The sequence below is a fragment of the Agrobacterium sp. P15N1-A genome (genome assembly GCF_044626815.1).
Lineage (GTDB): Bacteria > Pseudomonadota > Alphaproteobacteria > Rhizobiales > Rhizobiaceae > Agrobacterium > Agrobacterium leguminum.
The window spans coordinates 260,126-285,054 of sequence record NZ_JBIUPF010000004.1 but is presented as its reverse complement, the minus strand read 5'-3'; the positions used below and the strand labels follow the sequence as shown (position 1 = coordinate 285,054).

18 protein-coding genes are annotated in these 24,929 nt (G+C 61.2%); 13 read left to right on the top strand and 5 right to left on the bottom strand.

Going from position 1 to position 24,929, the window contains the following annotated elements; all coding sequences use genetic code 11:
* Positions 1 to 116 precede the first annotated feature (116 nt).
* A complete protein-coding gene (locus ACIK7D_RS16375; protein ID WP_127755527.1) occupies positions 117 to 833 on the top strand; it encodes a FadR/GntR family transcriptional regulator in 717 nt (238 codons plus the stop codon).
* On the opposite strand, the gene ACIK7D_RS16370 is transcribed toward ACIK7D_RS16375, so the two are convergent.
* The gene (locus ACIK7D_RS16370) at positions 802 to 2,229 is read right to left on the bottom strand and encodes an aspartate ammonia-lyase (protein ID WP_400156810.1); all 1,428 of its coding nucleotides are present in this window, start codon (positions 2,227 to 2,229) and stop codon (positions 802 to 804) included. The genes ACIK7D_RS16375 and ACIK7D_RS16370 overlap by 32 nt on opposite strands.
* A gap of 273 nt (positions 2,230 to 2,502) precedes the next feature.
* Between ACIK7D_RS16370 and ACIK7D_RS16365 the strand changes: the two genes are divergently transcribed.
* The 9 genes from ACIK7D_RS16365 (at position 2,503) to ACIK7D_RS16325 (ending at position 13,478) form a co-directional block, all read left to right on the top strand.
* The gene (locus tag ACIK7D_RS16365) at positions 2,503 to 3,954 is read left to right on the top strand and encodes an amino acid permease (protein WP_127755529.1); all 1,452 of its coding nucleotides are present in this window, start codon (positions 2,503 to 2,505) and stop codon (positions 3,952 to 3,954) included.
* The gene (locus ACIK7D_RS16360) at positions 3,951 to 4,904 is read left to right on the top strand and encodes an asparaginase (protein WP_400156809.1); all 954 of its coding nucleotides are present in this window, start codon (positions 3,951 to 3,953) and stop codon (positions 4,902 to 4,904) included. Before ACIK7D_RS16365 ends, ACIK7D_RS16360 begins: the two co-directional genes overlap by 4 nt.
* Before the next feature lie 373 nt (positions 4,905 to 5,277).
* Entirely contained in the window at positions 5,278 to 5,367 is a 90-nt protein-coding gene (kdpF, locus tag ACIK7D_RS16355) for a K(+)-transporting ATPase subunit F (protein ID WP_003506089.1), read from the top strand.
* A 33-nt stretch (positions 5,368 to 5,400) separates the two neighbouring features.
* Entirely contained in the window at positions 5,401 to 7,104 is a 1,704-nt protein-coding gene (kdpA, locus tag ACIK7D_RS16350; protein WP_400156808.1) for a potassium-transporting ATPase subunit KdpA, read from the top strand.
* A gap of 9 nt (positions 7,105 to 7,113) precedes the next feature.
* Positions 7,114 to 7,275, top strand: a complete 162-nt coding sequence (locus tag ACIK7D_RS16345) for a hypothetical protein (protein ID WP_400156807.1) — start codon at positions 7,114 to 7,116, stop codon at positions 7,273 to 7,275.
* 44 nt (positions 7,276 to 7,319) lie between these two features.
* Positions 7,320 to 9,404 (top strand): potassium-transporting ATPase subunit KdpB, encoded by a 2,085-nt coding sequence (gene kdpB, locus ACIK7D_RS16340; RefSeq protein ID WP_400156806.1) that lies wholly within the window; start codon positions 7,320 to 7,322, stop codon positions 9,402 to 9,404.
* 12 nt (positions 9,405 to 9,416) lie between these two features.
* Positions 9,417 to 9,983: a potassium-transporting ATPase subunit KdpC gene (gene kdpC, locus ACIK7D_RS16335; RefSeq protein WP_400156805.1), complete on the top strand. Its 567-nt coding sequence runs from the start codon at positions 9,417 to 9,419 to the stop codon at positions 9,981 to 9,983.
* Between the two features lie 54 nt (positions 9,984 to 10,037).
* A complete protein-coding gene (locus tag ACIK7D_RS16330) occupies positions 10,038 to 12,740 on the top strand; it encodes a sensor histidine kinase KdpD (protein ID WP_137453614.1) in 2,703 nt (900 codons plus the stop codon).
* Between the two features lie 48 nt (positions 12,741 to 12,788).
* Complete coding sequence (locus ACIK7D_RS16325) at positions 12,789 to 13,478, top strand: response regulator transcription factor (RefSeq protein WP_077983515.1); 690 nt, start codon at positions 12,789 to 12,791, stop codon at positions 13,476 to 13,478.
* 30 nt (positions 13,479 to 13,508) lie between these two features.
* Here ACIK7D_RS16325 and ACIK7D_RS16320 read toward each other — a convergent pair whose 3' ends face one another.
* The gene (locus ACIK7D_RS16320; protein ID WP_127755536.1) at positions 13,509 to 14,561 is read right to left on the bottom strand and encodes a low specificity L-threonine aldolase; all 1,053 of its coding nucleotides are present in this window, start codon (positions 14,559 to 14,561) and stop codon (positions 13,509 to 13,511) included.
* A 373-nt stretch (positions 14,562 to 14,934) separates the two neighbouring features.
* On the opposite strand from ACIK7D_RS16320, the gene gltB reads away from it, so the two are divergent.
* Genes gltB through ACIK7D_RS16305 form a run of 3 tightly spaced genes read left to right on the top strand, consistent with a single transcriptional unit; the run spans position 14,935 to position 21,317 of the window.
* Positions 14,935 to 19,680, top strand: a complete 4,746-nt coding sequence (gene gltB / locus ACIK7D_RS16315) for a glutamate synthase large subunit (RefSeq protein ID WP_400156804.1) — start codon at positions 14,935 to 14,937, stop codon at positions 19,678 to 19,680.
* 8 nt (positions 19,681 to 19,688) lie between these two features.
* Positions 19,689 to 19,847, top strand: a complete 159-nt coding sequence (locus ACIK7D_RS16310) for a hypothetical protein (RefSeq protein WP_400156935.1) — start codon at positions 19,689 to 19,691, stop codon at positions 19,845 to 19,847.
* Positions 19,848 to 19,862: 15 nt separating this feature from the next.
* Entirely contained in the window at positions 19,863 to 21,317 is a 1,455-nt protein-coding gene (locus ACIK7D_RS16305) for a glutamate synthase subunit beta (RefSeq protein ID WP_127755537.1), read from the top strand.
* Between the two features lie 84 nt (positions 21,318 to 21,401).
* Here ACIK7D_RS16305 and ACIK7D_RS16300 read toward each other — a convergent pair whose 3' ends face one another.
* The 3 genes from ACIK7D_RS16300 to ACIK7D_RS16290 all read right to left on the bottom strand — a co-directional run bounded on the left by ACIK7D_RS16300 (position 21,402) and on the right by ACIK7D_RS16290 (position 24,911).
* The gene (locus ACIK7D_RS16300; RefSeq protein WP_400156803.1) at positions 21,402 to 22,757 is read right to left on the bottom strand and encodes a sensor histidine kinase; all 1,356 of its coding nucleotides are present in this window, start codon (positions 22,755 to 22,757) and stop codon (positions 21,402 to 21,404) included.
* The gene (locus ACIK7D_RS16295; RefSeq protein WP_003519552.1) at positions 22,754 to 23,428 is read right to left on the bottom strand and encodes a response regulator transcription factor; all 675 of its coding nucleotides are present in this window, start codon (positions 23,426 to 23,428) and stop codon (positions 22,754 to 22,756) included. The genes ACIK7D_RS16300 and ACIK7D_RS16295 overlap by 4 nt, the downstream gene beginning before the upstream one ends.
* A 247-nt stretch (positions 23,429 to 23,675) precedes the next feature.
* Positions 23,676 to 24,911 carry an SGNH family hydrolase gene (locus ACIK7D_RS16290; RefSeq protein WP_400156802.1) on the bottom strand — a complete coding sequence of 412 codons (1,236 nt, stop codon included), beginning with the start codon at positions 24,909 to 24,911 and terminating at the stop codon, positions 23,676 to 23,678.
* Positions 24,912 to 24,929: the final 18 nt, after the last annotated feature.

The window sequence follows — 24,929 nt, the reverse complement described above, 5'->3', positions numbered from 1 at the left end:
ATAATGTTAGGAAGGTCGGCTTGGCTGCGAGAGCGGCGGCCGTCCTTTTGCGTTTGGACGGTTGTCTGGTTTTGCGTTGATATTGCGAACATATTGAGAGTGCGGAGGGTTTGAAGATGGGCGGGTTGTCGGATTGGCTAGCGGATGCGCAGCCGATCAATCGCAAGAATGCCGCAGAAGCGGTGTTTGATGATATCCGTTCCGCCATCACTTCGGGGCAGCTTGCGGTCGGCACCCGGCTGCCTTCCGAAGCCCATCTGGCCGCCCGATATGGCGTCAGCCGGCCGATTGTTCGCGAAGCTTTGCGGTCGCTCCAGACCCTGGGGCTGACACAGACCCGCACCGGAAGCGGCACCTATGTGATGACGCCGACGCCGCCTTCCGAATTGAATTACGGCGCCTATTCCGCCCGCGATCTGATCGAGGCCCGCCCCTTCATCGAAGTTCCTGCGGCCGGTTGGGCGGCGTTGAGGCGCACGAATGCTCAGCTGGAAGTCCTGCTTGACCTCTGTGATCGGATGGAAGCCGAAGAAAGGCCGCATCCCTGGGTGCTGCTGGATGGGCAATTCCATTGCGCCATTGCGGAAGCTTCGGCCAACAGGCTGTTCGCCAAGGTGGTGGCCGATGCCCGTGAGGCGCTGTCCCAACAGTCAGAGATGGTCAATCTGATGGCCGGTCGTCGCGTCGCCTCGAATTTCGAGCACCGCCGGATCGTCGAGGCGATCCGGCGGGGTTCAGCGCCCGAGGCGCGGGAGGCGATGGAGCTTCACCTTGGGCAGGTGAAGCAGGTGGTGACCACGATTATTGGCGAAGATCGGCTTCGCCAGCCGTGACGGCGGGCAGGTTTGCAAGGTGCCGCGGGCTCAGCGCCTGCTGCAATTGCGCATCGGTGAGATAACCGCGTTCCAGAACCACCTGCGGCACGGTGCGGCCGCTGGCCAGTGCTTCCTTCGCCACTTCCGTCGCCGCATAATAACCGATCAACGGGTTGAGGGCGGTGGCGAGACCGATGGATTCTTCCACGCGCTGCGCCATGATCGTCGGATTGGCGACGATGCCGTCCACGCAGCGTTCCGCCAGCGTGCGGCAGGCGGCGCTGAGTTGGCTGATGCTCTGCGACAAGGCTCGCACGATGATTGGCTCGAAAGCGTTCAACTGCAATTGCCCGGCTTCGGCGGCCATGGTGATGGTGATGTCATTGCCGATCACCGCATAGGCCACCTGATTGACCACTTCGGGAATGACCGGATTGATCTTGCCCGGCATGATGCTGGAACCCGCCTGAACGGAGGGCAGGGTGATCTCGCCGATACCGGCGCGCGGGCCGGAAGAGAGCAGGCGAAGGTCGTTGCAGGTCTTCGACAGCTTCACGGCAACGCGTTTCAGCACGCCGGAGAGATGCACGAAGGCGCCGGGGTCCTGTGTGGCTTCGATGAGGTCTGCCGCCGTCACCAGCGGGCGTCCGGTCAGCTCCGCCAGATGCTGGCAGGCAAGCTCGGCATAACCACGCGGTGCATTCAGCCCGGTACCGATGGCGGTGGCGCCGAGGTTGATCTCGTGCAGAAGTGCGGCGGATTCGATGAGGCGCGCCTGATCTTCTCCCAGCATCACCACGAAGGTGCGGAATTCCTGGCCGAGCGTCATCGGCACGGCGTCCTGCAATTGCGTACGGCCGATCTTGATGAAGCCGGCAAACTCCTGCGCCTTGCGGTCGAAGGCATCCTTCAGCACACCCATGGAAGCGGCCAGATCGTCGATGGCCTCGATCAGCCCGACATTGATCGCGGTCGGATAGGCGTCGTTGGTCGACTGGCTGAGATTGACATGGTCATTCGGGTGAAGGCGGGCATAATCGCCTTTTTCGTGTCCGAGCAGTTCGAGCGCGCGGTTGGCTATGACCTCATTGGCATTCATGTTGGTGGAGGTGCCGGCTCCGCCCTGAATTTCATCCACCACGAACTGCTCATGCAGCGCGCCGGCGCGGATTTCGCGGCAGGCTTCGGCGATGGCTTCCATGCGTTCCGTGTCGAGAAGGCCGAGCTCGTGATTTGCGCGTGCCGCCGCCTCCTTCACGTAGGCCAGTCCCCGGACGAGATAGGGGTTGTGGCCGATGGTCACCCCGGTGATCTTGAAGTTTTCCACAGCGCGTGCCGTGTGCACGCCCCAATAGACATCCGCCGGAATTTCCTTCGTCCCGAGCAAATCATGCTCCTTGCGCGTCACGCTCACTTTTTCCTCCACTGGCTTTTAAGCGTTGCTATATCTGTAAAGCTGTCTTACAGATTTTTTGACCTTAATTGGGGTAGGGGAGAAGGTCAATCATATCGAATACGCTTGACGAACGGCATTATCTGCCATTATGAGGGGCGAAAATCTGTCATGCAGCTTTACAGCGCGCATGAGCATGCATGCTGGCCATATTCCAGCGCGGACTGTGCCAGTTTCATTTTCATTTCCGGCTTATCGCCGACTGCAAGCACTTTATCGGGAGGATAAATATCCATGCATTCTGGGAAAACGGCGTCTGCCGACCGTGAGGTCTTCGTCGAAGAAGATCTCGGTTACCACAAGGCCCTCAAGCCGCGTCAGATCCAGATGATCGCCATTGGCGGCGCCATCGGCACCGGGCTTTTCCTCGGTGCGGGCGGGCGTCTGGCGCAGGCAGGTCCCGCGCTGGTCTTCGTTTATGCGCTGTGCGGTTTCTTCGCGTTTCTGGTGCTGCGCGCGCTCGGCGAACTGATCATGCATCGCCCGAGCTCCGGTTCCTTCGTGTCCTATGCTCGCGAATTCTACGGCGAGAAAATGGCCTTCGCGGCCGGCTGGATGTACTGGCTGAACTGGGCCATGACCTCGGTGGCGGATGTGACCGCCGTCGCTCTCTACATGAATTTCTTCAAGCAATATGTTCCGTGGCTTGCGGGTATCGACCAGTGGGTCTTCGCGATGACGGCGCTTCTGGTCGTGCTGGCGATGAACATGCTGTCGGTGAAGGTCTTCGGCGAGCTTGAATTCTGGTTCAGCCTCATCAAGGTGCTGGCGCTTGCGATCTTCCTCGTTGTCGGCATTTATTTCGTCATCTTCGGCACTCCCATCGAAGGACATGTCACCGGCTTCAGCATCATCACCGATAATGGCGGCTTCTTCCCCAACGGTATTTTGCCAGCCTTCGTCATCATACAGGGCGTCGTCTTCGCTTATGCCTCCATCGAACTGATCGGCACGGCGGCAGGCGAGACGGAAGACCCGCGCAAGGTCATGCCCCGCGCCATCCGCGCCGTGGTCCTGCGTCTCGTGGTCTTTTATGTCGGTTCGGTGCTGCTGTTCGCGCTGCTTCTGCCCTACACCGCCTACAAGGCCGGCGAGAGCCCCTTCGTCACCTTCTTCGGTTCCATTGGTGTGCAGGGCGCTGACGTGATCATGAACCTTGTCGTTCTGACCGCCGTGCTGTCCTCGCTCAATGCCGGGCTTTATTCCACCGGCCGCATCCTGCATTCCATGGCGGTTTCCGGCTCTGCTCCGGCGGCGCTGGCGAAGATGAACAAGAATGGCGTGCCTTATGGCGGCATTGCAGTCACGGCCGTCGTCACCGTTCTCGGCGTGGCCCTGAATGCGGTCGTTCCCTCCGCCGCTTTCGAAATCGCGCTTAACCTCTCGGCGCTCGGCATCATCTGCGCATGGGCGGTTATCGTGCTTTGCCAGCTGAAGCTCTGGCAGCTTTCCAAGCGTGGTGAACTCGTGCGTCCGGATTTCCGCATGTTCGGCGCGCCGTACACCGGTATTCTCACGCTCATCTTCCTGTTCGGCGTGCTGGTGCTGATGGCTTTCGACTATCCTGTCGGCTCCTGGACCATCGCTTCGTTGCTGATCATCATCCCGGCGCTCGTCATCGGCTGGTATCTCTTGCGTGACCGCATCTACCGCCTTGCGGACGAGCGTGCGGGAGCATCGCAGTGAGCGGGCAGGACGCAACGCCTCTGGTGGCGGTCATCGCCACCGGCGGCACCATCGCCAGCCGGCGTGGTGCCGATGGCGTGAGCACGCCCAGCCTTTCGGGGGAGGACCTGCTGGCGCTGGTTCCGCAGATCAACGCCCGGCTGAAGCCGGTCGATCTGATGGCGAAGGATTCCTCCAGCCTGACATTGGCCGACATGCAGCGCATCAGCGAAGCGGTGGGTGCTGAGCTCGATGATCCCGCCGTTACCGGCATCGTGGTTCTGCATGGCACCGACGCCATGGAAGAATCCTCGCTGCTCGTGCATTTGCAGCGGGCCATCACAAAGCCGGTGGTCTTCACCGGCGCACAGTTTACCGCAGACCATAAGGACGCGGACGGGCCGGCCAATCTGGCCCGGGCCATAGAAACAGCGCTTGATCGAACGAATGCCGCAAAAGGCGTGCTCCTCTCCTTCGGCGGCCGCTGTCTGCCGGCCTGGGGGCTTTATAAACTGAGCGCGGACGAGGCGGACGCCTTCCGCTCCGCCCGGCCGTTGGCTGCCGCCGCAACGCTGCGGCTTTCCGTCCCGGTAACCGATCAGCGCGTCGATATCGTCGCCATTCATCCCGGCTGTGACGCAACCCATATCGATGCGAGCCTGCAGGCGGGCGCGAAAGGCATCGTTCTTGCCGCACTCGGTTCCGGCAACGCCAATCCGCGTATCGCCGAAGCTGTGAAGCGCTGCGCCGAACGCGGCGTTCCCGTCATCGTTTCCAGCCGTGTGCCGGAAGGGCGGCTGGTGGCGACCTATGGCGGCGGCGGCGGCGGGCATGACCTTGTCGCGGCGGGCGCCGTGCATTCATCCACGCTTCGCCCGGGCCAGGCCCGGATTTTGCTGGCAGCGCTGCTGGCCGGCAAAAGTTCGGCGGAAACCATCGTTTCCGTTTTCGATGACAGCCCGCTCTGTTAGAGCATTTCCAGGAAAAGTGGACCCGGTTTTCGTCCGGAAATGCGCCAAAACTCTAAGTAGCGGCAGCGATGCCCGCGACCGGCGGGCATCGAAATTCCTATAGGATTCCTATTTTATTGCCTCCGTGGCCGTCTCGAACCTTTATGCGGTTCGGGTGCATTCTTCTGTGCGGGAAGGGATGGTGTTCCCTTCTTAAGCCAGAAAGAATGAAAAGCGACGTCCCACATGACGGCGCTTTTCTTCCTGTCCGGCTCCTCGAATAAAAGGAGTCCCATCGATGATGGATGTTGTTCTGATCGGCGCAGCGACGGTGTTTTTCGCCCTCTGCTTTGCCTATACGCGCGCCTGCGACCGGCTTTAGGCGGAGGCTGCGATGACATTCGACTATATCTTGAGCGGTGCCGTCACGGTCTTTATCGCCGCCTATCTCACCTATGCTCTCATTCGCCCCGAACGTTTCTGATCGGGAAGCGGCGGCTATTGAAAGTTCAATACCATGACCCTCAATGGATGGTTTCAGGTCCTGCTTTTCTGCGGGATCATTTTTGCGCTGGTGAAGCCGCTCGGCTTCTATATGGCGCGTGTCTTTAATGGCGAGCGCACCCTGCTGTCGCCGGTTCTCGCACCGGTCGAGCGCGGCCTTTATGCCCTTGCCGGGACAAGCGAGCGTGAGGAGCAGCACTGGACGACCTATGCTTTCTCCATGCTTCTCTTCAACCTGCTCGGTTTTGCCCTGCTTTATGCCCTGATGCGCTTTCAGGCGGTGCTGCCCTATAATCCGCAGGGAATGGCGGCCGTGGGACCGGAATTGTCCTTCAACACAGCGGTCAGCTTCGTCACCAACACCAACTGGCAGAATTATGGCGGCGAAAGCACCCTGTCCTATCTGACCCAGATGGCCGGTCTCACGGTACAGAACTTCGTTTCCGCCGCAACAGGCATGGCCATCGCCATCGGCCTCATCCGTGCGTTTTCCCGCGCTTCCGGCAAGGCGATAGGCAATTTCTGGGTGGATATGGTCCGCTCCACGCTCTACGTGCTTTTACCCCTCTGCATCGTGCTGACCCTCGTTTACGTCTGGCTTGGTGTGCCGCAGACACTCGGCGCCTACGTGAACGCGCAGACGCTGGAAGGCGCGCAGCAGACGATTGCCGTCGGCCCCGTCGCGTCGCAGCTGGCGATCAAGATGCTGGGCACCAATGGCGGCGGCTTCTTCAACGCCAATTCGGCGCATCCCTTCGAGAACCCGGATGCCATTTCCAACATGCTCCAGATGGTGTCGATCTTCGCTGTCGGGGCAGCTTTTACCAATGTCTTCGGCCGCATGGTCGGCAACCAGCGCCAGGGCTGGGCGATCCTCGCCGCCATGGGCGTGCTGTTCATCGCCGGCGTCGCCGTCACCTATTGGGCGGAAGCGGCCGGAAACCCGCTGATGCACAGCTTCGGTCTTGCCGGCGGCAATATGGAGGGCAAGGAGGTCCGTTTCGGCGTGGCGCTCTCATCGCTCTTCGCGGTCATCACCACCGCCGCCTCCTGCGGCGCGGTCAACGCCATGCATGGCAGCTTCACGGCGCTGGGCGGTCTTATCCCACTCATTAACATGCAGCTGGGCGAGGTGATCGTCGGTGGTGTCGGCGCGGGTTTTTACGGTATTCTGCTCTTCATCGTCATCGCCATCTTCGTGGCGGGTCTGATGGTCGGGCGCACGCCGGAATATCTGGGCAAGAAGATCGAGGCCAAGGAAATGAAGATGGCGGTTCTGGCCATTCTCTGCCTGCCGCTCGCCATGCTGGTCTTCACGGCAACGGCCACTGTTCTGCCCTCGGCGGTCGCGTCAATCGGCACGGCGGGGCCGCACGGCTTCTCCGAAATCCTCTATGCCTATACCTCGGCGGCCGCCAATAACGGCTCGGCCTTCGGCGGCCTCACCGGCAACACCACCTGGTACAACATCACGCTTGGCTTTGGCATGCTGATGGGCCGTTTTCTGGTGATCATTCCGGCACTCGCCATTGCCGGTTCGCTGGTCACCAAGAAGACCGTTCCGGCCTCGGCTGGCACCTTCCCGACGGATGGTCCGCTTTTCGTCGGCCTGCTGGTCGGCACGATCCTGATCGTCGGCGGCCTTACTTTCCTGCCTGCGCTGGCGCTCGGCCCCGTTGCCGAACATCTGGTGATGGCGGCAGGCCAGCTCTTCTGAGGTTATGCCATGAACGACAAGTCCCGAAGTAACCGCATCGTCTCCGCCCGCAAAGGCGCTCCCGTCAAAGGGAGCGCCACGCCCGGGGGCTGGTGCGCTTCCAATCTCATTCTCGCGATGATGGCGGCTCTCGTCGCCGCCGTTATCGCTCTCGAAGTTATCACGGGCTGATCGACCTTCATCGGTCGCCCTGTTTCAAACGCTGGAGCCTCTTCATGAGCCAGTCCAAACAAGCGAGCATCCTCGATTCTCGCATTCTCGTGCCGGCGATTGCCGCCGCATTCAAAAAGCTCAATCCGCGCACGCTGGCGCGCAACCCGGTCATGTTCGTGGTCGCGACGGTGTCGGTGCTGACAACAGTGCTGTTCATCCGCGATCTCATCATGGGCGGCGCCAATCTCGGCTTTTCCTTCCAGATCAATCTCTGGCTCTGGTTTACCGTATTGTTCGCCAATTTCGCGGAAGCCGTCGCCGAAGGGCGCGGCAAGGCGCAGGCGGATTCGCTGCGTCGGACCCGCACCGAAACCCAGGCGAAACTGCTCACCGGCGATGATCGCAGCCAGTATAAGATGGTGGCGGGCACCAGCCTGAAGGTGAACGATGTCGTTCTCGTCGAGGCGGGTGATATCATCCCCTCCGACGGTGAGGTCATCGAAGGTGTCGCCTCTGTCAACGAGGCGGCAATCACCGGCGAATCCGCGCCCGTCATCCGGGAATCCGGCGGCGACCGCTCTGCCGTCACCGGCGGCACGCAGGTGCTGTCGGACTGGATCAGGGTTCGCATCACCGCCGCTGCCGGCTCCACCTTCCTCGACCGGATGATTTCGCTGGTCGAAGGTGCTGAACGCCAGAAAACGCCGAACGAGATCGCGCTCAACATTCTGCTCGCCGGCATGACGCTGATCTTCGTGCTGGCTACGGCGACCATTCCGAGCTTTGCATCCTATGCCGATGGTTCGATCCCGATCATCGTGCTGGTGGCTCTGTTCGTGACGCTTATCCCCACGACCATCGGCGCGCTTCTGTCCGCCATCGGCATTGCCGGCATGGACAGGCTGGTTCGTTTCAACGTACTCGCCATGTCCGGCCGCGCTGTCGAGGCGGCAGGCGATGTCGATACACTGCTGCTCGACAAGACCGGCACCATCACCCTCGGTAACCGGCAGGCGACCGAGTTTCGCCCCGTTGCCGGTGTTTCCGAGCAGGAACTGGCCGATGCGGCCCAGCTTGCCTCCCTTGCCGACGAAACGCCGGAAGGCCGTTCCATCGTGGTTCTCGCCAAGGAAAAATACGGCATCCGCGCGCGCGACATGCAGAAGCTGCATGCGAATTTCGTTCCCTTCACCGCCCAGACCCGCATGAGCGGTGTCGATTTCGAAGGTTCCTCCATTCGCAAGGGCGCTGTCGACGCCGTTCTTGCCTATGTTAATGGCGGCGCTTCGCAACAGGGCAATGTGGCGCTTGCCGTCAAAATCGAAACGGACGCCGCACGCGGCATCCGGACAATTGCGGAAGAGATCGCCAAGACCGGCGGCACGCCGCTCGCCGTCGTGCGGGATGGAAAACTGCTCGGCGTGGTGCAGCTGAAGGACATCGTCAAGGGCGGCATTCGCGAGCGTTTCGCAGAGCTTCGCCGCATGGGCATCCGCACCGTCATGATCACGGGCGACAACCCGATGACGGCGGCAGCGATTGCGGCCGAAGCCGGGGTCGATGATTTCCTCGCTCAGGCGACGCCGGAAAACAAGCTGGAGCTTATCCGCGAGGAACAGGCCAAGGGTAAGCTTGTCGCCATGTGCGGCGATGGCACCAACGACGCGCCGGCGCTGGCGCAGGCCGATGTCGGCGTTGCCATGAACACCGGCACTGTGGCGGCCCGCGAGGCCGGCAATATGGTCGATCTGGATAGCGATCCGACCAAGCTCATCGAGATCGTCGAAATCGGCAAGCAATTGCTGATGACACGCGGCGCGCTGACGACGTTCTCCATCGCCAACGATATCGCCAAATATTTCGCCATTATCCCCGCAATGTTCCTGGCGCTCTATCCGCAGCTTGGCGTTCTGAATGTGATGGGGCTTTCGACACCGCAGAGCGCCATCCTGTCGGCAATCATCTTCAACGCACTCATCATCATCGCGCTCATCCCGCTGTCGCTGAAGGGCGTCAAATATCGGCCGATCGGGGCGGGTGCATTGCTGTCGCGTAATCTGGTCATCTATGGCCTCGGCGGCATCATCGTTCCCTTCATCGGCATCAAGGCCATCGACCTCGCCGTCACGGCGCTCGGTCTCGCCTGAGGAGTAAAGACAATGTTCAAACAGCTTCGTCCCGCACTGATGCTCATCCTCGCCACCACCGCCATCACCGGCCTTGCGTACCCTCTGGGCATGACGGGTCTCGCACAGGCGATATTCCCCTTTCAGGCCAATGGCAGCCTCATCGAAAAGAGTGGTGCGGTTGTGGGTTCGCAATTGATCGGGCAGCCCTTTGCCAGTGAGAAATATTTCCATGGCAGGCCATCGGCTGCCGGCGATGGTTACAACGCCGCTTCGTCGTCCGGCTCCAATCTCGGGCCGACGAGCGCCAAGCTCATCGACCGGGTGAAACAGGATTACGAGGCCGCAAAAGCCGAAAATCCGGCGGCCGAGGTTCCGGCCGATCTGGTGACGGCCTCGGGCAGCGGGCTTGATCCGCATGTTTCGCCGGAGGCGGCCTATTTTCAGGTGCCGCGCGTCGCCAAAGCAAGGGGCATGGATGAGGCGTCCCTGCGCGCCATCGTCGAGCGCCATGTCGAAGGACCGGAACTCGGATTCATGGGAGAGCCGGTCGTGAATGTGCTTGCGCTGAACATGGCTCTTGACGCAGCCGGCTCATGAACTGAAATGGCTATGGCTTGTTCGCAAGCCATAGCCTCGACACTGGTGGGTTAAATGCCTGACGACAATCGCGATATGCCGAGCCGACCATCGCCCGATGCGCTGCTGGAAAACGCCCGGCGAGAGGCGCGGGGCCGGCTGAAGATATTTTTGGGGGCGGCACCCGGCGTCGGCAAGACCTATGAAATGCTGATGTCCGGCCGTGCGAAGCTCGCCGATGGGGTGGATGCCGTCATCGGCGTCGTGGAAACCCACGGCCGCCGGGAAACCGAAACGCTGGTGCAGGGTTTCGAGATCATCGCGCGGAGGCGTATCGATTATCGCGGTCAGGTGCTGGAAGAGATGGATCTCGATGCCATTCTCGCCCGCCGTCCCGCCCTGGTTCTGGTCGATGAACTGGCCCACACCAATGCCGCCGGCAGCCGCCACCCCAAGCGCTACATGGACGTTCAGGAAATCCTTGCGCAGGGTATCGACGTCTATACGACGCTGAACATCCAGCATGTCGAAAGCCTGAACGACATTGTTGCGCAGATCACCCGCATCCGCGTTCGCGAAACGGTGCCCGACAGCATCATCGACCGGGCCGACGATGTCGAAATCATCGATATTACGCCAGACGATCTGATCAAGCGCCTGCAGGATGGCAAGGTTTACCTGCCCCGCACCGCCCGGCGCGCCATCGAGAATTATTTCTCTCGCGGCAACCTGACGGCGCTGCGCGAACTCGCGCTTCGCCGCACCGCGCAACGGGTGGATGAGCAATTGCTCAACCACATGCAGTCCCATGCCATTTCCGGCCCATGGGCCGCTGGAGACCGGGTTCTGGTTTGCCTGGACCACGGCGGCAATGGCCCGGGTCTGGTACGTTATGCCCGCCGGCAGGCAGATCGTCTGCGCGCACCATGGACGGCGCTGCATCTCGATACGCCGCGTTCGCAACAATTGTCGGAGGCAGAAAAGGACCGGCTGGCCGGCACGATGCGGCTTGCCCAGCAGCTTGGCGGCGAGACGGTGACCCTGCCGGCGCTCGACCTGACGCGGGAGATCATCTCCTACGCCAACGCCAATAATTTCACCCACATCATCATCGGCCGCCCGCGAAAATCCTGGTGGCAGCGGATTTTTCAGCGTTCGCTGACGCATGATCTGATCGACCACGCTGGCGATATCAGCGTTCACGTCATTTCCGGCGATAAAAAAGAAGAGAAGCCGGGCCAGGCCGCAAAGCCGGCCTCGGCGCAATCGTATCGTTCCATACGGCCCTATCTTAACAGCACCCTGTTCGTCGGCCTGGCGATCGTGGCCGGCATCGTGCTCGACCAGACGCTCGATGTCAGAAATCTGGCGCTGGTGTTCCTGATGGCGGTTCTGGCCGCCGCCGTGCGCGGCGGGCTGGGGCCAGCGCTTTATGCTTCCCTGCTCGGCGCTTTTGCATTCAATTTTTTCTTCCTTGAGCCGCGTTACACCCTGACCGTTCGCGATCCGGAAAGTGTCGTGGCGCTGCTGTTTTATCTCGGCGTGGCGCTTGTCGCCTCCAATCTCACGGCGGCCGTACAACGGCAGGCCGCCGCCGCACGGGCAAGGGCGCGAACGACGGAAGATTTATATCTGTTCTCCAAGAAGCTTTCGGTGACAGGAACGCTGGACGATGTGCTGTGGGCGGCCGCTTTCCAGATGGCCTCGATGCTGAAGGTTCGGATCGTTCTGCTTCTGCCGGAAAACAATACGATCACGGTCAAGGCGGGGTATCCGCCGGACGATACGCTTGTCGATGCCGATATTGCCGCCGCGCAATGGGCCTGGGAACATAACAAGGCTGCGGGCAGGGGCGCGGATACGCTGCCCGGCGCCAAACGGCTTTATCTGCCCCTGCGCACCGGCAGCGGCGCCGTCGGCGTGGTGGGGCTGGACGATGACCGGCTTGGCCCGCTTCTGACACCGGAACAGCAGCGCCTGTTCGATGCCCTGGCCGATCAGGCGGCACTTGCCATCGAGCGAATCCAGCTCGTCTCGGATGTCGACCGGGCGAGGCTTGCGGCGGAAACCGACCGGCTGCGCACCGCGCTTCTGACATCCATTTCCCATGATCTCAAGACGCCGCTTGCGGCCATTCTGGGCTCGGCCGGAACGCTGAAGGATTTCGCCGAGGACATCCCGCCGGATGCGCGCGCCGAACTGCTTTCGACGATCGTCGAGGAATCCGAGCGGCTGAACCGGTTCATCTCCAATCTTCTTGATATGACGCGGATCGGGTCGGGCGCGATGGAGCCGAATTACGGTCTGCATTTCGTGGGCGATATGGTCGGAACCGCACTTTCGCGCGCCGCGAAAATCGTCGTCAGGCATGAGATCGTTCTGGATATCCCCTCCGACCTGCCGATGCTGAAGGTCGACCCCGTGCTTTTCGAACAGGTCCTGTTCAATCTCATCGACAATGCCGCCAAATACGCTCCCGAACATACCGCCATCGAGATTCGCGGCTGGCGGCAGGGAAAAAATATCTTCCTCTCGGTGGCAGACGCGGGGCCGGGTATTCCACCCGACGATGCGGAACGGGTCTTTGACAGTTTCTACCGGGTGCGCAAGGCGGATCATGTGCAGGCCGGAACGGGCCTGGGGCTGTCCATCTGCAAGGGGTTTATCGAGGCCATGGGCGGTTCGATCCGCGCGGAAAACAGGCCGGGCCGTGCCGGTGCGCAGTTTACCGTCAGCCTGCCGGTTCCCGCCGATGCGCCGGTGATAGACCATGATTAAGGCGCGATTGCCGGCGACAAGCCGCTATGCCGCTGAAGGAGATCGGGAATGACCAATTCCGCCGTTCGTATTCTGATCGTCGACGACGAACCGCCGATCCGCAAGCTTTTGCGCGTAGGCCTGTCGACCCAGGAATATGCGGTGAGCGAGGCGATGAATGCGAAGGTCGCCATGGAACTGGTCAGTGAGGACAAGCCCGATCTCGTCGTTCTCGATCTCGGCCTGCCAGATATGTCGGGGCATGATCTTCTGGCGAAATGGCGCGGCGAAGGGCTGGCGCTGCCGGTCATCATCCTCTCCAGCCGCACGGATGAGGCGGGTATCGTCAAGGCGCTGGAACTGGGGGCGGATGACTATATCACCAAGCCTTTCGGCATGAACGAACTCGTTGCCCGCATCCGCGTCGCCCTGCGCCATCGTCTGCAAAGTCAGGGGGAGAGGCCGGTGTTCCAGACCGGAGATCTTTCCGTCGATCTGGTCAGGCGCATCGTCAAGGTGGAGGACCGGGAGGTGAAGCTCTCGCCCAAGGAATATGACATCCTGCGGGTTCTGGTGCAGCATGCCGGCAAGGTGCTGACGCACCGTTTTCTGCTGGAGCATGTATGGGACGAACTGACCGATGTGCAATATTTGCGGGTCTATGTGCGCCAGCTTCGCCAGAAGATCGAAAAAACCCCGGATCAGCCGCGCTATATCCTGACAGAAACCGGGGTCGGTTACCGGCTGCAGGAGGTATGAGGGCGCCGCAAGGCGACGCCCTCCGATAGTTTAAACGGCGGCGCAGATCGACAGGAATTCATCCACATCGGCCTCGGTCGTCGCAAAGCTGGTGACCATGCGGATCAGCACTTCGTCCTTGCCGACCTTTTCCGGCATGTCGCGCGGCTCCAGCCAGTCATAGAACTTCGCACCCTTTGCCGTGGCGGCTTCTGCGGCGGCCTTTGGCAGAATGGCAAAAACTTCATTGGCCTGGGTCGGCCAGGCAAGGCGGGCGCTGTTCAGCGAAGCGAAACCGGCGCGCAGCCGGTTGGCCATGGCGTTGGCGTGGCTGGCGAGGCCAAGCCACAGGTCGTCCTGCAGATAGGCCTCGAACTGCGCGGCGATGAAGCGCGACTTGGAAAAAAGCTGGGCGGTGCGCTTGCGCAGGAAGGAAAAATCCCGGGCGAGCGAGGGATCGAAGAAGACGATGGCTTCCGCACACCAGCAGCCATTTTTCGTGCCGCCGAAAGACAGGACGTCGACGCCGCGTTTCCAGGTCATTTCGGCGGGCGTGGTGTCGAGGGCAGCCAGCGCGTTGGCGAAACGCGCGCCATCCATATGCAGCGGCAGGCCATTATCCTTGGCGATTTTGGCGATGGCGTCGATTTCATCGAGTGTGTAGACCGTGCCGGCCTCGGTCGCCTGCGTCATGGTGATGGCTGCGGCGCGGCCGTGATGCACGGCATCCTGCGGATAACGCGCAATGCGCTCGATCAGGTTCTCCGGCAGCATCTTGCCGTTCGGTCCCTCCACGGCGACCATGCGCATGCCGGAAAAGAAATCCGGTGCGCCGCATTCGTCCTCGATCACATGCGCTTCGGAGTGACAGAAGGTCAGGCCGCCGGCGCGGGCGATGCTGGCCAGCGAAAGCGAATTGGCTGCCGTGCCGGTGGCTACGAAAAACACTGCGACCTCGCGCTCGAAAATCTCGTTGAAGCGCTTTTCGATGGAGAGATCGAGTTCGCTGGTGCCGTAGGCGGCGGCAAAGCGCGTGGATTCCCGTGAAAGCCGTTCGTTGACGGCAGGGTGGGCGCCGGCCCAATTGTCTGAAGCAAAAAACATCTCTGAAGGCTTTCCGATGGCTGGGGTTCTGGTTTGGGAATGCGTGGCGCGATGAACGGCAAAGTTCTATGACCTAAGATCGCGATTGGCAAATCCGGCAATGAAAGCAATGGCTCTGCGGGTCTTGCGATAAGAAAGTTTCGCGCAATAGGTCAGTATCGAAACTTCGCTGCAAAATGGGGCTTTCACTAATTGGATTCGCACCCTTGCTAAATTCGCCTGTTTCTGCCAAAATCCTCGTGAATTGAGACAGCTTTGCTGTCCTAAATTTGATCGAGCCGGATTGAATGCGGATTTTGCGGGAAGCGAAAATTCGTGGTCGAGCCGGATCTTCGCATGAAACCATGCAAGTAATTTTGCAGGAGGGACAAAAATGACGAACAAGCCGCAGGCGGAAATCGCCGCCGCCACCCTGACCACAGACTGTCCCACCGCGGCTGCGGCCGCACCCGTTTCTGCGAAAGCGCGTTTCGCGGGCGGTTTGCCGGAAAGGCAGGGTCTTTACGATCCCGCCAATGAACATGACGCCTGCGGCGTCGGCTTCGTTGCCCATATGAAGGGCGCCAAGTCGCACCAGATCGTCAAGGACGGCCTGTTCATCCTTGAAAACCTGACGCATCGCGGCGCCGTCGGCGCCGATCCCCTGATGGGCGATGGCGCGGGCATTCTCGTGCAGATTCCCGACCGTTTCTTCCGCGAGGAAATGGCGGCGCAGGGCGTGACGTTGCCGAAGGCCGGTGAATATGCCGTCGGCCACATCTTCATGCCGCGCGATCCTTCCCGCATCGAGCATTACAAGAAGGTCATTGTCGACGTCATCGGCGAAGAGGGGCAGCAGTTCCTCGGCTTCCGCGATGTGCCGGTCGATAATTCCTCGCTCTCCAAGGCGCCGGATATCGCAGCGACCGAACCGCACCACGTGCAGGTCTTCATCGGTGCCGGCCGCGATGCCGCGAGCAATGCCGATTTCGAGCGCAAGCTGTTCCTGATCCGCAAGGTGCTCTCCAACCGCATCTATGACGAGGGCGGCGGCAAGGAAACGCAGGATTTCTACCCCGTTTCCCTCTCTTCCTCGACCATCGTCTACAAGGGCATGTTCCTCGCCTATCAGGTGGGCGCCTATTACAAGGATCTGGCCGATCCGCGCTTCGAATCCGCCGTCGCCCTCGTGCATCAGCGTTTTTCGACCAACACCTTCCCGTCCTGGAAGCTGGCGCACCCCTACCGCATGGTCGCCCATAACGGCGAAATCAACACGCTGCGCGGCAACGTCAACTGGATGGCGGCGCGTCAGGCGTCGGTTTCCTCCGTGCTGTTCGGCGACGATATCTCCAAGCTCTGGCCGATCTCCTATGAAGGCCAGTCGGACACCGCCTGCTTCGACAACGCGCTCGAATTCCTCGTGCGCGGCGGTTATTCCATGGCCCATGCCGTGATGATGCTGATCCCGGAAGCCTGGGCCGGCAACCAGTCGATGTCTGCTGAGCGCAAGGCATTCTACGAATATCATGCAGCGTTGATGGAGCCGTGGGATGGCCCGGCCGCCGTCGCCTTCACCGATGGCAAGCAGATCGGCGCGACGCTCGACCGCAACGGCCTGCGTCCGGCGCGCTATCTCGTCACCGATGACGACCGCATCATCATGGCGTCGGAAGCCGGCACGCTGCCGGTGCCGGAAGAGCGCATCGTCAAGAAGTGGCGTCTGCAGCCCGGCAAGATGCTGCTGATCGACATGGAAAAGGGCTCGATCATTTCCGACGAGGAAGTGAAGCACGAGCTTGCCGCCAAGCACCCCTATCGCACCTGGCTCGACCGCACGCAGCTCATCCTCGAAGAGCTGAAGCCGGTGGAACCGCGCGCGCTGCGCCGCGACGTGTCGCTGCTCGACCGCCAGCAGGCCTTCGGCTACACCAGCGAAGATACGAAGCTGCTGATGTCGCCGATGGCGACCACCGGTCAGGAAGCCATCGGCTCCATGGGCACCGATACGCCGATCTCGGCCATGTCGGAAAAGTCGAAGCTGCTTTACACCTATTTCAAGCAGAATTTCGCGCAGGTGACGAACCCGCCGATCGATCCGATCCGCGAAGAGCTTGTCATGAGCCTCGTGTCCTTCATCGGTCCGCGCCCGAACATTCTCGACCATGAAGGTGCCGCCCGCGCCAAGCGTCTGGAAGTGCGCCAGCCGATCCTGACCAATGGCGATCTGGAAAAGATCCGCTCCATCGGCCACACGGAAGACCGTTTCGACACCAAGACGCTCGACTTCACCTACGATGTGGAGCGTGGTGCCGAAGGCATGCCTGAAATGCTCGACCGCCTGTGCGAGCGTGCGGAATCGGCCGTTCGCGGCGGTTACAACATCATCGTTCTCTCCGACCGCCAGCTCGGCCCGGACCGTATCGCGATCCCCGCCCTTCTGGCGACGGCCGCCGTGCACCATCACCTGATCCGCAAGGGTCTGCGCACCTCGGTCGGCCTCGTCGTGGAAACCGGCGAGCCGCGCGAAATCCACCATTTCTGTCTGCTCGCCGGTTATGGTGCCGAGGCGATCAACCCCTATCTCGCCTTCGATACGCTGCTCGACATGCACAAGCACGGCGCCTTCCCGAAGGAAGTCTCCGACGATGAAGTGGTCTATCGCTACATCAAGGCGGTGGGTAAGGGCATCCTCAAGGTCATGTCCAAGATGGGCATTTCCACCTATCAGTCCTATTGCGGCGCGCAGATTTTCGACGCCATCGGCCTTTCCTCGGAATTCGTCGAGAAGTATTTCTTCGGCACTGCCACCTCCATCGAAGGTGTCGGCCTGACGGAGATTGCCGAAGAAACCGTAACGCGCCACACGGCTGCCTTCGGCAAGGACCCGATCCTTGCCAACACGCTCGATATCGGCGGCGAATACGCCTATCGCATGCGCGGCGAAAGCCACGCCTGGACGCCGGATGCGGTTGCCTCGCTGCAGCACGCCGTGCGCGGCAACAGCCAGGATCGTTACCGCGAATTCGCCGGCATGGTGAACGAGACGGCGCTGCGCATGAACACCATTCGCGGCCTGTTCAAGGTCAAGTCGGCGGAAGCGCTCGGCCGCAAGCCGGTTTCCATCGACGATGTCGAGCCGGCGGCTGATATCGTCAAGCGTTTCTCGACTGGCGCCATGTCCTTCGGCTCGATCAGCCGTGAGGCGCATACCACGCTTGCGATTGCCATGAACCGCATCGGCGGCAAGTCCAACACGGGTGAGGGCGGCGAAGAATCCGACCGTTACATGCCGCTGTTGAACGGCAAGCCGAACCCGGAACGCTCGGCCATCAAGCAGATCGCTTCCGGACGTTTCGGTGTGACGACGGAATATCTCGTCAATGCCGATATGCTGCAAATCAAGGTGGCGCAGGGCGCAAAGCCCGGCGAAGGCGGCCAGCTGCCCGGCCACAAGGTGGATGCGACGGTTGCCAAGACCCGTCACTCGACCCCGGGCGTCGGCCTCATCTCGCCGCCGCCGCATCACGATATCTACTCCATCGAAGATCTGGCGCAGCTGATCTACGACCTGAAGAACGTCAACCCGGAAGCCGATGTTTCGGTGAAGCTGGTGTCGGAAGTCGGCGTCGGCACGGTTGCGGCCGGTGTCGCCAAGGCGCGTGCCGACCATATCACCGTTGCCGGTTTCGATGGCGGCACGGGTGCTTCGCCGCTCACCTCGCTGAAGCACGCCGGTTCACCATGGGAAATCGGTCTTGCCGAAACCCAGCAGACGCTGGTGCTGAACGGCCTTCGCTCGCGCGTTGCCCTGCAGGTGGATGGCGGTCTGAAGACCGGCCGAGACGTCATCATCGGCGCGCTGCTCGGTGCGGATGAATTCGGCTTTGCCACTGCGCCGCTGATCGCGGCCGGCTGCATCATGATGCGCAAGTGCCATCTCAATACCTGCCCGGTGGGCGTGGCCACGCAGGACCCGGTTCTGCGCAAGCGCTTCAAGGGCACGCCGGAACATGTCATCAACTACTTCTTCTTCGTGGCCGAAGAAGTGCGCGAAATCCTCGCTTCGCTTGGCGTTACCAGGCTGGACGAGATCATCGGCGCTTCCGAGCTGCTCGAGAAGGACGAGATGCTGGCGCACTGGAAGGCCAAGGGGCTGGATTTCAGCCGCATCTTCCACAAGGTCGAAGCTCCGAAGGAAGCAACCTTCTGGACCGAGCGCCAGAAGCATCCGATCGACGATATTCTCGACCGCAAGCTGATCGAGAAGTCGCTGCCGTCGCTCGAAAACCGCGAACCTGTCGTGTTCGAAGTGCCGATCAAGAACGTCGACCGTTCCGCTGGCGCCATGCTGTCGGGTGCGCTTGCCAAGCGATGGGGTCACAAGGGCCTGAAGGACGACACGATCCACGTCACCCTCAAGGGGACGGCGGGCCAGTCCTTCGGCGCGTTCCTCGCCCGTGGCATCACCTTCGATCTGGTGGGTGACGGTAACGACTATGTCGGCAAGGGCCTTTCGGGTGGCCGCATCATCGTGCGCCCGCCGGAAAACACCCGTATCGTTGCGGAAAACTCGATCATCGTCGGCAATACCGTTCTTTACGGCGCGATCACCGGCGAGTGCTATTTCCGAGGCGTGGCTGGCGAGCGTTTCGCGGTGCGCAACTCCGGCGCGGTCGCGGTTGTCGAAGGTGTCGGCGACCACGGTTGCGAATATATGACCGGCGGCATCGTCGTTGTTCTCGGTGAAACGGGCCGCAACTTCGCGGCCGGCATGTCCGGCGGCGTGGCTTACGTTCTCGACGAAAAGGGAGATTTCGCCACCCGCTGCAACATGGCCATGGTCGAGCTGGAGCCGGTTCCGGAAGAAGACGACATGCTGGAGAAGTTGCACCATCACGGCGGCGACCTCATGCACAAGGGACGTGTGGACGTTTCCGAGGACATGACGCGCCACGACGAGGAGCGTCTCTACCAGCTGATCTCGAACCACTTCCATTACACGAACTCGTCGCGCGCCAAGGATATACTCGACCGCTGGAGCGAGTTCCGTCCGAAGTTCCGCAAGGTCATGCCGGTCGAATACCGTCGTGCGCTTGAGGAAATGGAGCGCATGCGCATGGGCGTGGCGGCGGAGTAATCCGCCGCGTGAGGAAAATACAGCAACTGGTCTCGCTGATGATCGCGGTCGCCGTTCCCACGGCGATCACCTGGACGAGTGGCGAGACCGGATTTGAGTTCATCGTGCTGGGGGCGGCTTTTGGTTTCGCTTACTGGTACTGGGGCCCGACAGGCGCTCCGCTTTGATGTGAGGACATAAACGTGGGCAAGGTTACAGGTTTTCTGGAGATCGACCGGCAGGTGGGCAAGTATCAGCCCGCATCGGATCGTATCCGCCATTTCCGCGAATTCACCATTCCGATGTCGGATGCCGAGGTGCAGAAGCAGGCGGCGCGCTGCATGGATTGCGGCATTCCCTACTGTCATGGCCCGACGGGCTGTCCCGTGCACAACCAGATCCCCGACTGGAACGATCTGGTCTATAACAACAACTGGGAAGAGGCGATCCGCAACCTCCATTCCACCAACAACTTCCCGGAATTTACCGGTCGCGTCTGTCCCGCGCCCTGTGAGGAGGCTTGCACGCTGAACCTCGAGGATGCGCCGGTCGCCATCAAGACCGTGGAACAGGCGATTGCCGACAAGGCCTATGAGCTGGGCTTCATCGTGCCGAAGCCGGCGACGATCCACACCGGCAGACGAGTCGCCATCATCGGTTCTGGTCCTTCGGGCATGGCGGCTGCGCAGCAGCTTGGCCGCGCCGGCCACGAGGTTCATGTCTATGAGCGCGAATCCAAGCCCGGCGGCCTGCTGCGTTACGGCATCCCGGACTTCAAGATGGAGAAGAACTTCATCGACCGCCGTGTCGAGCAGATCAAGGGTGAAGGCGTCACCTTCCATTGCGGCGTCAATGTCGGCGTCGACGTGACGGTCGAGGCGCTTCTGGCCGACCACGATGCCGTGCTTTATTGCGGCGGTTCGGAAACCCCGCGCCCGGCCGGTATCGGCGGCGCCGATCTGCATGGCGTCTACGATGCCATGCCCTATCTCGTGCAGCAGAACCGCCGCGTCGGTCGCGAAAATATCGATAGCGTCGGCTGGCCGGCCGATCCGATTCTTGCCGGCGGCAAGCATGTCGTCGTTGTCGGCGGCGGCGATACCGCATCTGACTGCGTCGGTACGGCTTTCCGTCAGGGTGCGGTGAAGGTCACACAGCTCGACATCCGCCCGATGCCGCCGGAAAAGGAAGACAAGCTGGCGGTCTGGCCCTTCTGGGCGACCAAGATGCGCACCTCGTCCTCGCAGGCCGAAGGCGCCATCCGCGAGTTCCAGGTGGCGACGCTCGAATTCGTTGGCGAAGACGGCGTGCTGACCGGCGTGAAGTGCTGCCAGGTGGATGACCGCCGCAAGCCGATTGCCGGCACGGAATTCATCATCAAGGCCGATCTCGCCTTCATCGCCATCGGCTTTTCCGGTCCCTTCACGGACAGCGTGCTGAAGGAAATGGACGGCAAGCTGACGCTCAACACTGACCGTCGCGGCTCCACCAATGTGATCGCCAACGAAACGGACTACAAGACCTCGGTCGACAAGCTGTGGGCGGCGGGCGACGTGCGCCGTGGCCAGTCGCTGGTGGTCTGGGCGATCCGCGAAGGCCGCCAGGCGGCGCGTGCGATCGATGAAGCGCTGATGGGTGCGACCGTTCTTCCGCGCTAAGCACCGACGGTAATACGAACCGGAAAGGCCTGTTGCAAACACAACAGGCCTTTTCTATTGGCTGCGAAAATGAGGGCTTCTTCTTCAGCAATAGGGAAGGGTGATACGGAAGCAGGCGCCACCGGTGGAAGCATCGCTGATGGTAATCTCTCCGCCGTGATAACGGACGATTTCCTGCACGAGGTTGAGCCCGAGCCCGGTGCCGCGATCTTTCGGTCGCAGGCGGTGGAAGGCATCGAAAACCAGTTCCCGGTCCTCCTCGGGAATACCATTGCCTTCATCGGCTATCTCAATCACCCGGTTTGTCGCCACCCTTATCGTGATCGTGCCGCGATTGCCGCCATGTTCGATGGCGTTTTGTACGATGTTCATCAGGGCGCGCTGCAACGAAGCGTCGTCGGCAAGGGCGAGGATAGGCTCTTCTTCCGGTTCGAAGGACAGCGCATATCCCTGTGATATGGCGAGCGGGGCCATATCGGCGACGACCGATCTGCACAGGGTGACAAGATCAAGGGGAACCAGAGGGGCCTTCTGCCCGCCAAGGCGCTGCAAATCGAGCAATTGTTCGGCCAGCACGGCGATACGGCTTGCATCCGCCAATATTCTGCTGCGGGCCGGGCCGTCCAGCAAGGTTTCCACCCGGGTCTGGAGGATGGCGACGGGGGTTCGCAATTCATGGGCGGCATCGAGAATGAAGCGCTTGTGGCGTTCGTAGCCATCGTCCAGCCGCTTCAACGCGCCGTTGACGGCATGGACGAGCGGCTGCACCTCCCGTGGAATATCGCCATCCGGCAATCGGTATCCGCGTCTGTCGATATCGATGGTTTCCGCCGTGCGGGCAATGGTGGAAAGGGCGCGAAATTCCCTGCGGATGATCCAGGGGATGGTCACGACCGTCACGATGGACATGAGAATGAGGACAGGCATGATCAATATGTTCGAGAACATCAGAACGGGGAAGGTCATGCTGAACGGCCCGCCTTTGCCGATCATGACGAATTCTCCCGCCGGTCCCGAAGCACGGCGAACGACGGCAATGCGCACCACGGCGAGGTAGGAATAGGACAGCGCCGCGTCGCGCACGTCGGAGACCCTGATGTCGCTCAGCTGCTGATCCATGTTGCTGAATGCCTCGGGCACCTGCCCACCCTGCACGATCTCACCTTTTTCGCTGACCGCGACGAACCAGAAATCGGAGGTATTGCTGCGCAGGTTGATGAATTCGGGCGTTTCTTGGAGAACCAGCCGATTGTCCTCATTCCGTATGATCGCGTTGGCGGTTATCTGGGCAGCCTCCGGGCTGAGCAGCGCGCTGCCTGCGCCACCGCTCGACATATAGGTGACAATGGCGGCGGTGACGAAGAACAGGCTGCCGATCTGGAACAGCAGCAGTTGAATGGTGAGCCGGCGCTTGAGCGATTTTCTTCTGGCCAGCCTCACGAGGTTGCCCTCAGCAGATAACCGACGCCGCGAATGCCGTGGACCTCAAGGCCCGCATCTGCTGCCGCCAATTTGCGGCGCAAGCGGGAAATATGGGAATCGAGTGCATTGGACTGGATCTCATCGTCGAAATTATAAACGGCTTCCTCGAGCAATGAGCGCAGCACCGTTCTGCCCTGTCGCCGCAACAGGGCTTCGAGGATCAGCAGTTCGCGTCTGGTCAGCGGAAGGAATTCACCCTTGATACGCACTTCGCGGGTTTCGAAGCAGAATTCCAGCCTGCCCAGTTTTGCCGTCATCGTCACGGCACCGGCCGGCCGGCGCATCAGGGCGCGGATGCGCGCAAGCAGTTCCTCGACCGCGAATGGCTTGGCCAGATAATCGTCCGCACCGAGGTTCAGGCCATTCACCCGATCCACAAGCGCCCCCTGCGCCGTCAGCACGATGACGGGCGGGGTGACAGGCAGGAGCCGCAAATCTTCGATAAGCTGGATGCCGTCACCATCTGGCAATTGCCGGTCGAGCACGACAAGGTCGTGGACGCCGTCCATGATGGCGTGACGGGCAAGGTCGAGCGTGCCGACCGTATCCACGATAATATCGAACCGGTGGAGCGCGGCGGACAGGGCTGCTGCCATTTCGCGTTCGTCTTCAACAAGCAGCAGGCGCATGAATTCATCTCGGTATTGTCCGGCGTACCTTCCGGAAAGGGGCGCGGCGAAAGGCAAAAAACGACGGCGCCGCTGACGCTACGAACAAACGAGGCGTCGCCGTCAAATAGATGTCGCCATGCAAAAAGGGGAGCGGGGGATGGTGGATGGCCAACCCTGCATTCCTGCAAAGCTGTACCTATCCTGTCATGTGGGGATTGCCTAAACATTACGCCCGCTGCGGGCCGTCAGGCCGCTGCGAAAGCGCTTATTGTTTTGCCTGTGTGGTATCGGGCGCCACACGATAGTCATCGATGCGGCCTGCCGGTGCATCGGCCATCTCGCCCCGCTTGGTCAACCTTTCGCGTGGCGATTCCACCACGGATACGCGTGTCGGTCCGGCGGCCAAAGGGGCATCGCCCAGCAGCTTGTCGCCGCCATCGAGATTGGGGTCAGTGAGACTGATAGGCTGCGTGCGTACCTGCCCGGCATCGATGCCAAGTGCGGGCAGGGAGGTGAGCGCCGGCAGATTGCTGCCGTCCAGTTTCACGAGGTCCGGCCCGGCACTATCGAGGTGCCGGCGCACGAATTTTTCGACGTAGAATGCAAGCTTGCGTTTGCCGGCCTGGGTCATGCCTATGCCATCAGCCTCGCGCAGGCGCGCCTGCTGGCCGTTCATGTCGTAACCGGTGATGACGAATTTTCCCGCCTCATCGACGAAACCGTCCCAGACGTCCACGAATTCGCCGCCATATTTCTCGACATGGCTGCGATAAAGCCGGTTGAAACCGACGAGATCGGCCGAGAGCGACGGCGACTGGAAGGCGGGCAGGCCAACCCACAAGAGCGGCACCTTTTGGCGTCCGGCAAGGGCCAGAAGCTCGTCGATCCGCCGCTCATACTCCTTGAACCAGACCTCTGTGCCGAATTTTTCCCTGATATCGCCGATCTGCATCTGCTGGCGATCGTTCGATCCCATCATGATGACGATGGTGGCCGGTTTGGTCTCGTTGATGAATTGCGGCAGGTTGGTGAACCAGTCGTAATAATCGGTACGGACGAGGCCGGAAGAACCATTGGCACGCACATCGACGGCGATTGCAGGCGAACTGGCGAAGGCATTGACCAGTTCTTCCCCCATGCCGCCGGCAAGAAAATCGCCGATAACCAGAACGCGCCGCGCATTTTCAAGCTTGGCGGCAGGCTCCGGCTTTGCGGTCCGCATCTGCACCACCGAGGGCGCTTTTCTGGCGGGTTGCGGGCGGGTGACCGATCTTTCACGGGGAGCAGACGGAAAGTCGCGGCGGTTGCGGGGCTGGTATTCGCGCCCGGATCCGCCTTCGCGGCCCACCGGCCTGCCAAAGAGCATTTCAAACAGGGTGCGCCGTTGCTCCTGGGCGAAGCTTTCGGAAGGAACGAGCGGCACGGCAAGGACAGCGGAAAGAAGGACGGCGCAGAAACGCCAGCCGGTTCTTCCGTTTTTTTCCGCAGGTTTCCTACTCATGACATCGACCCTTCCGGA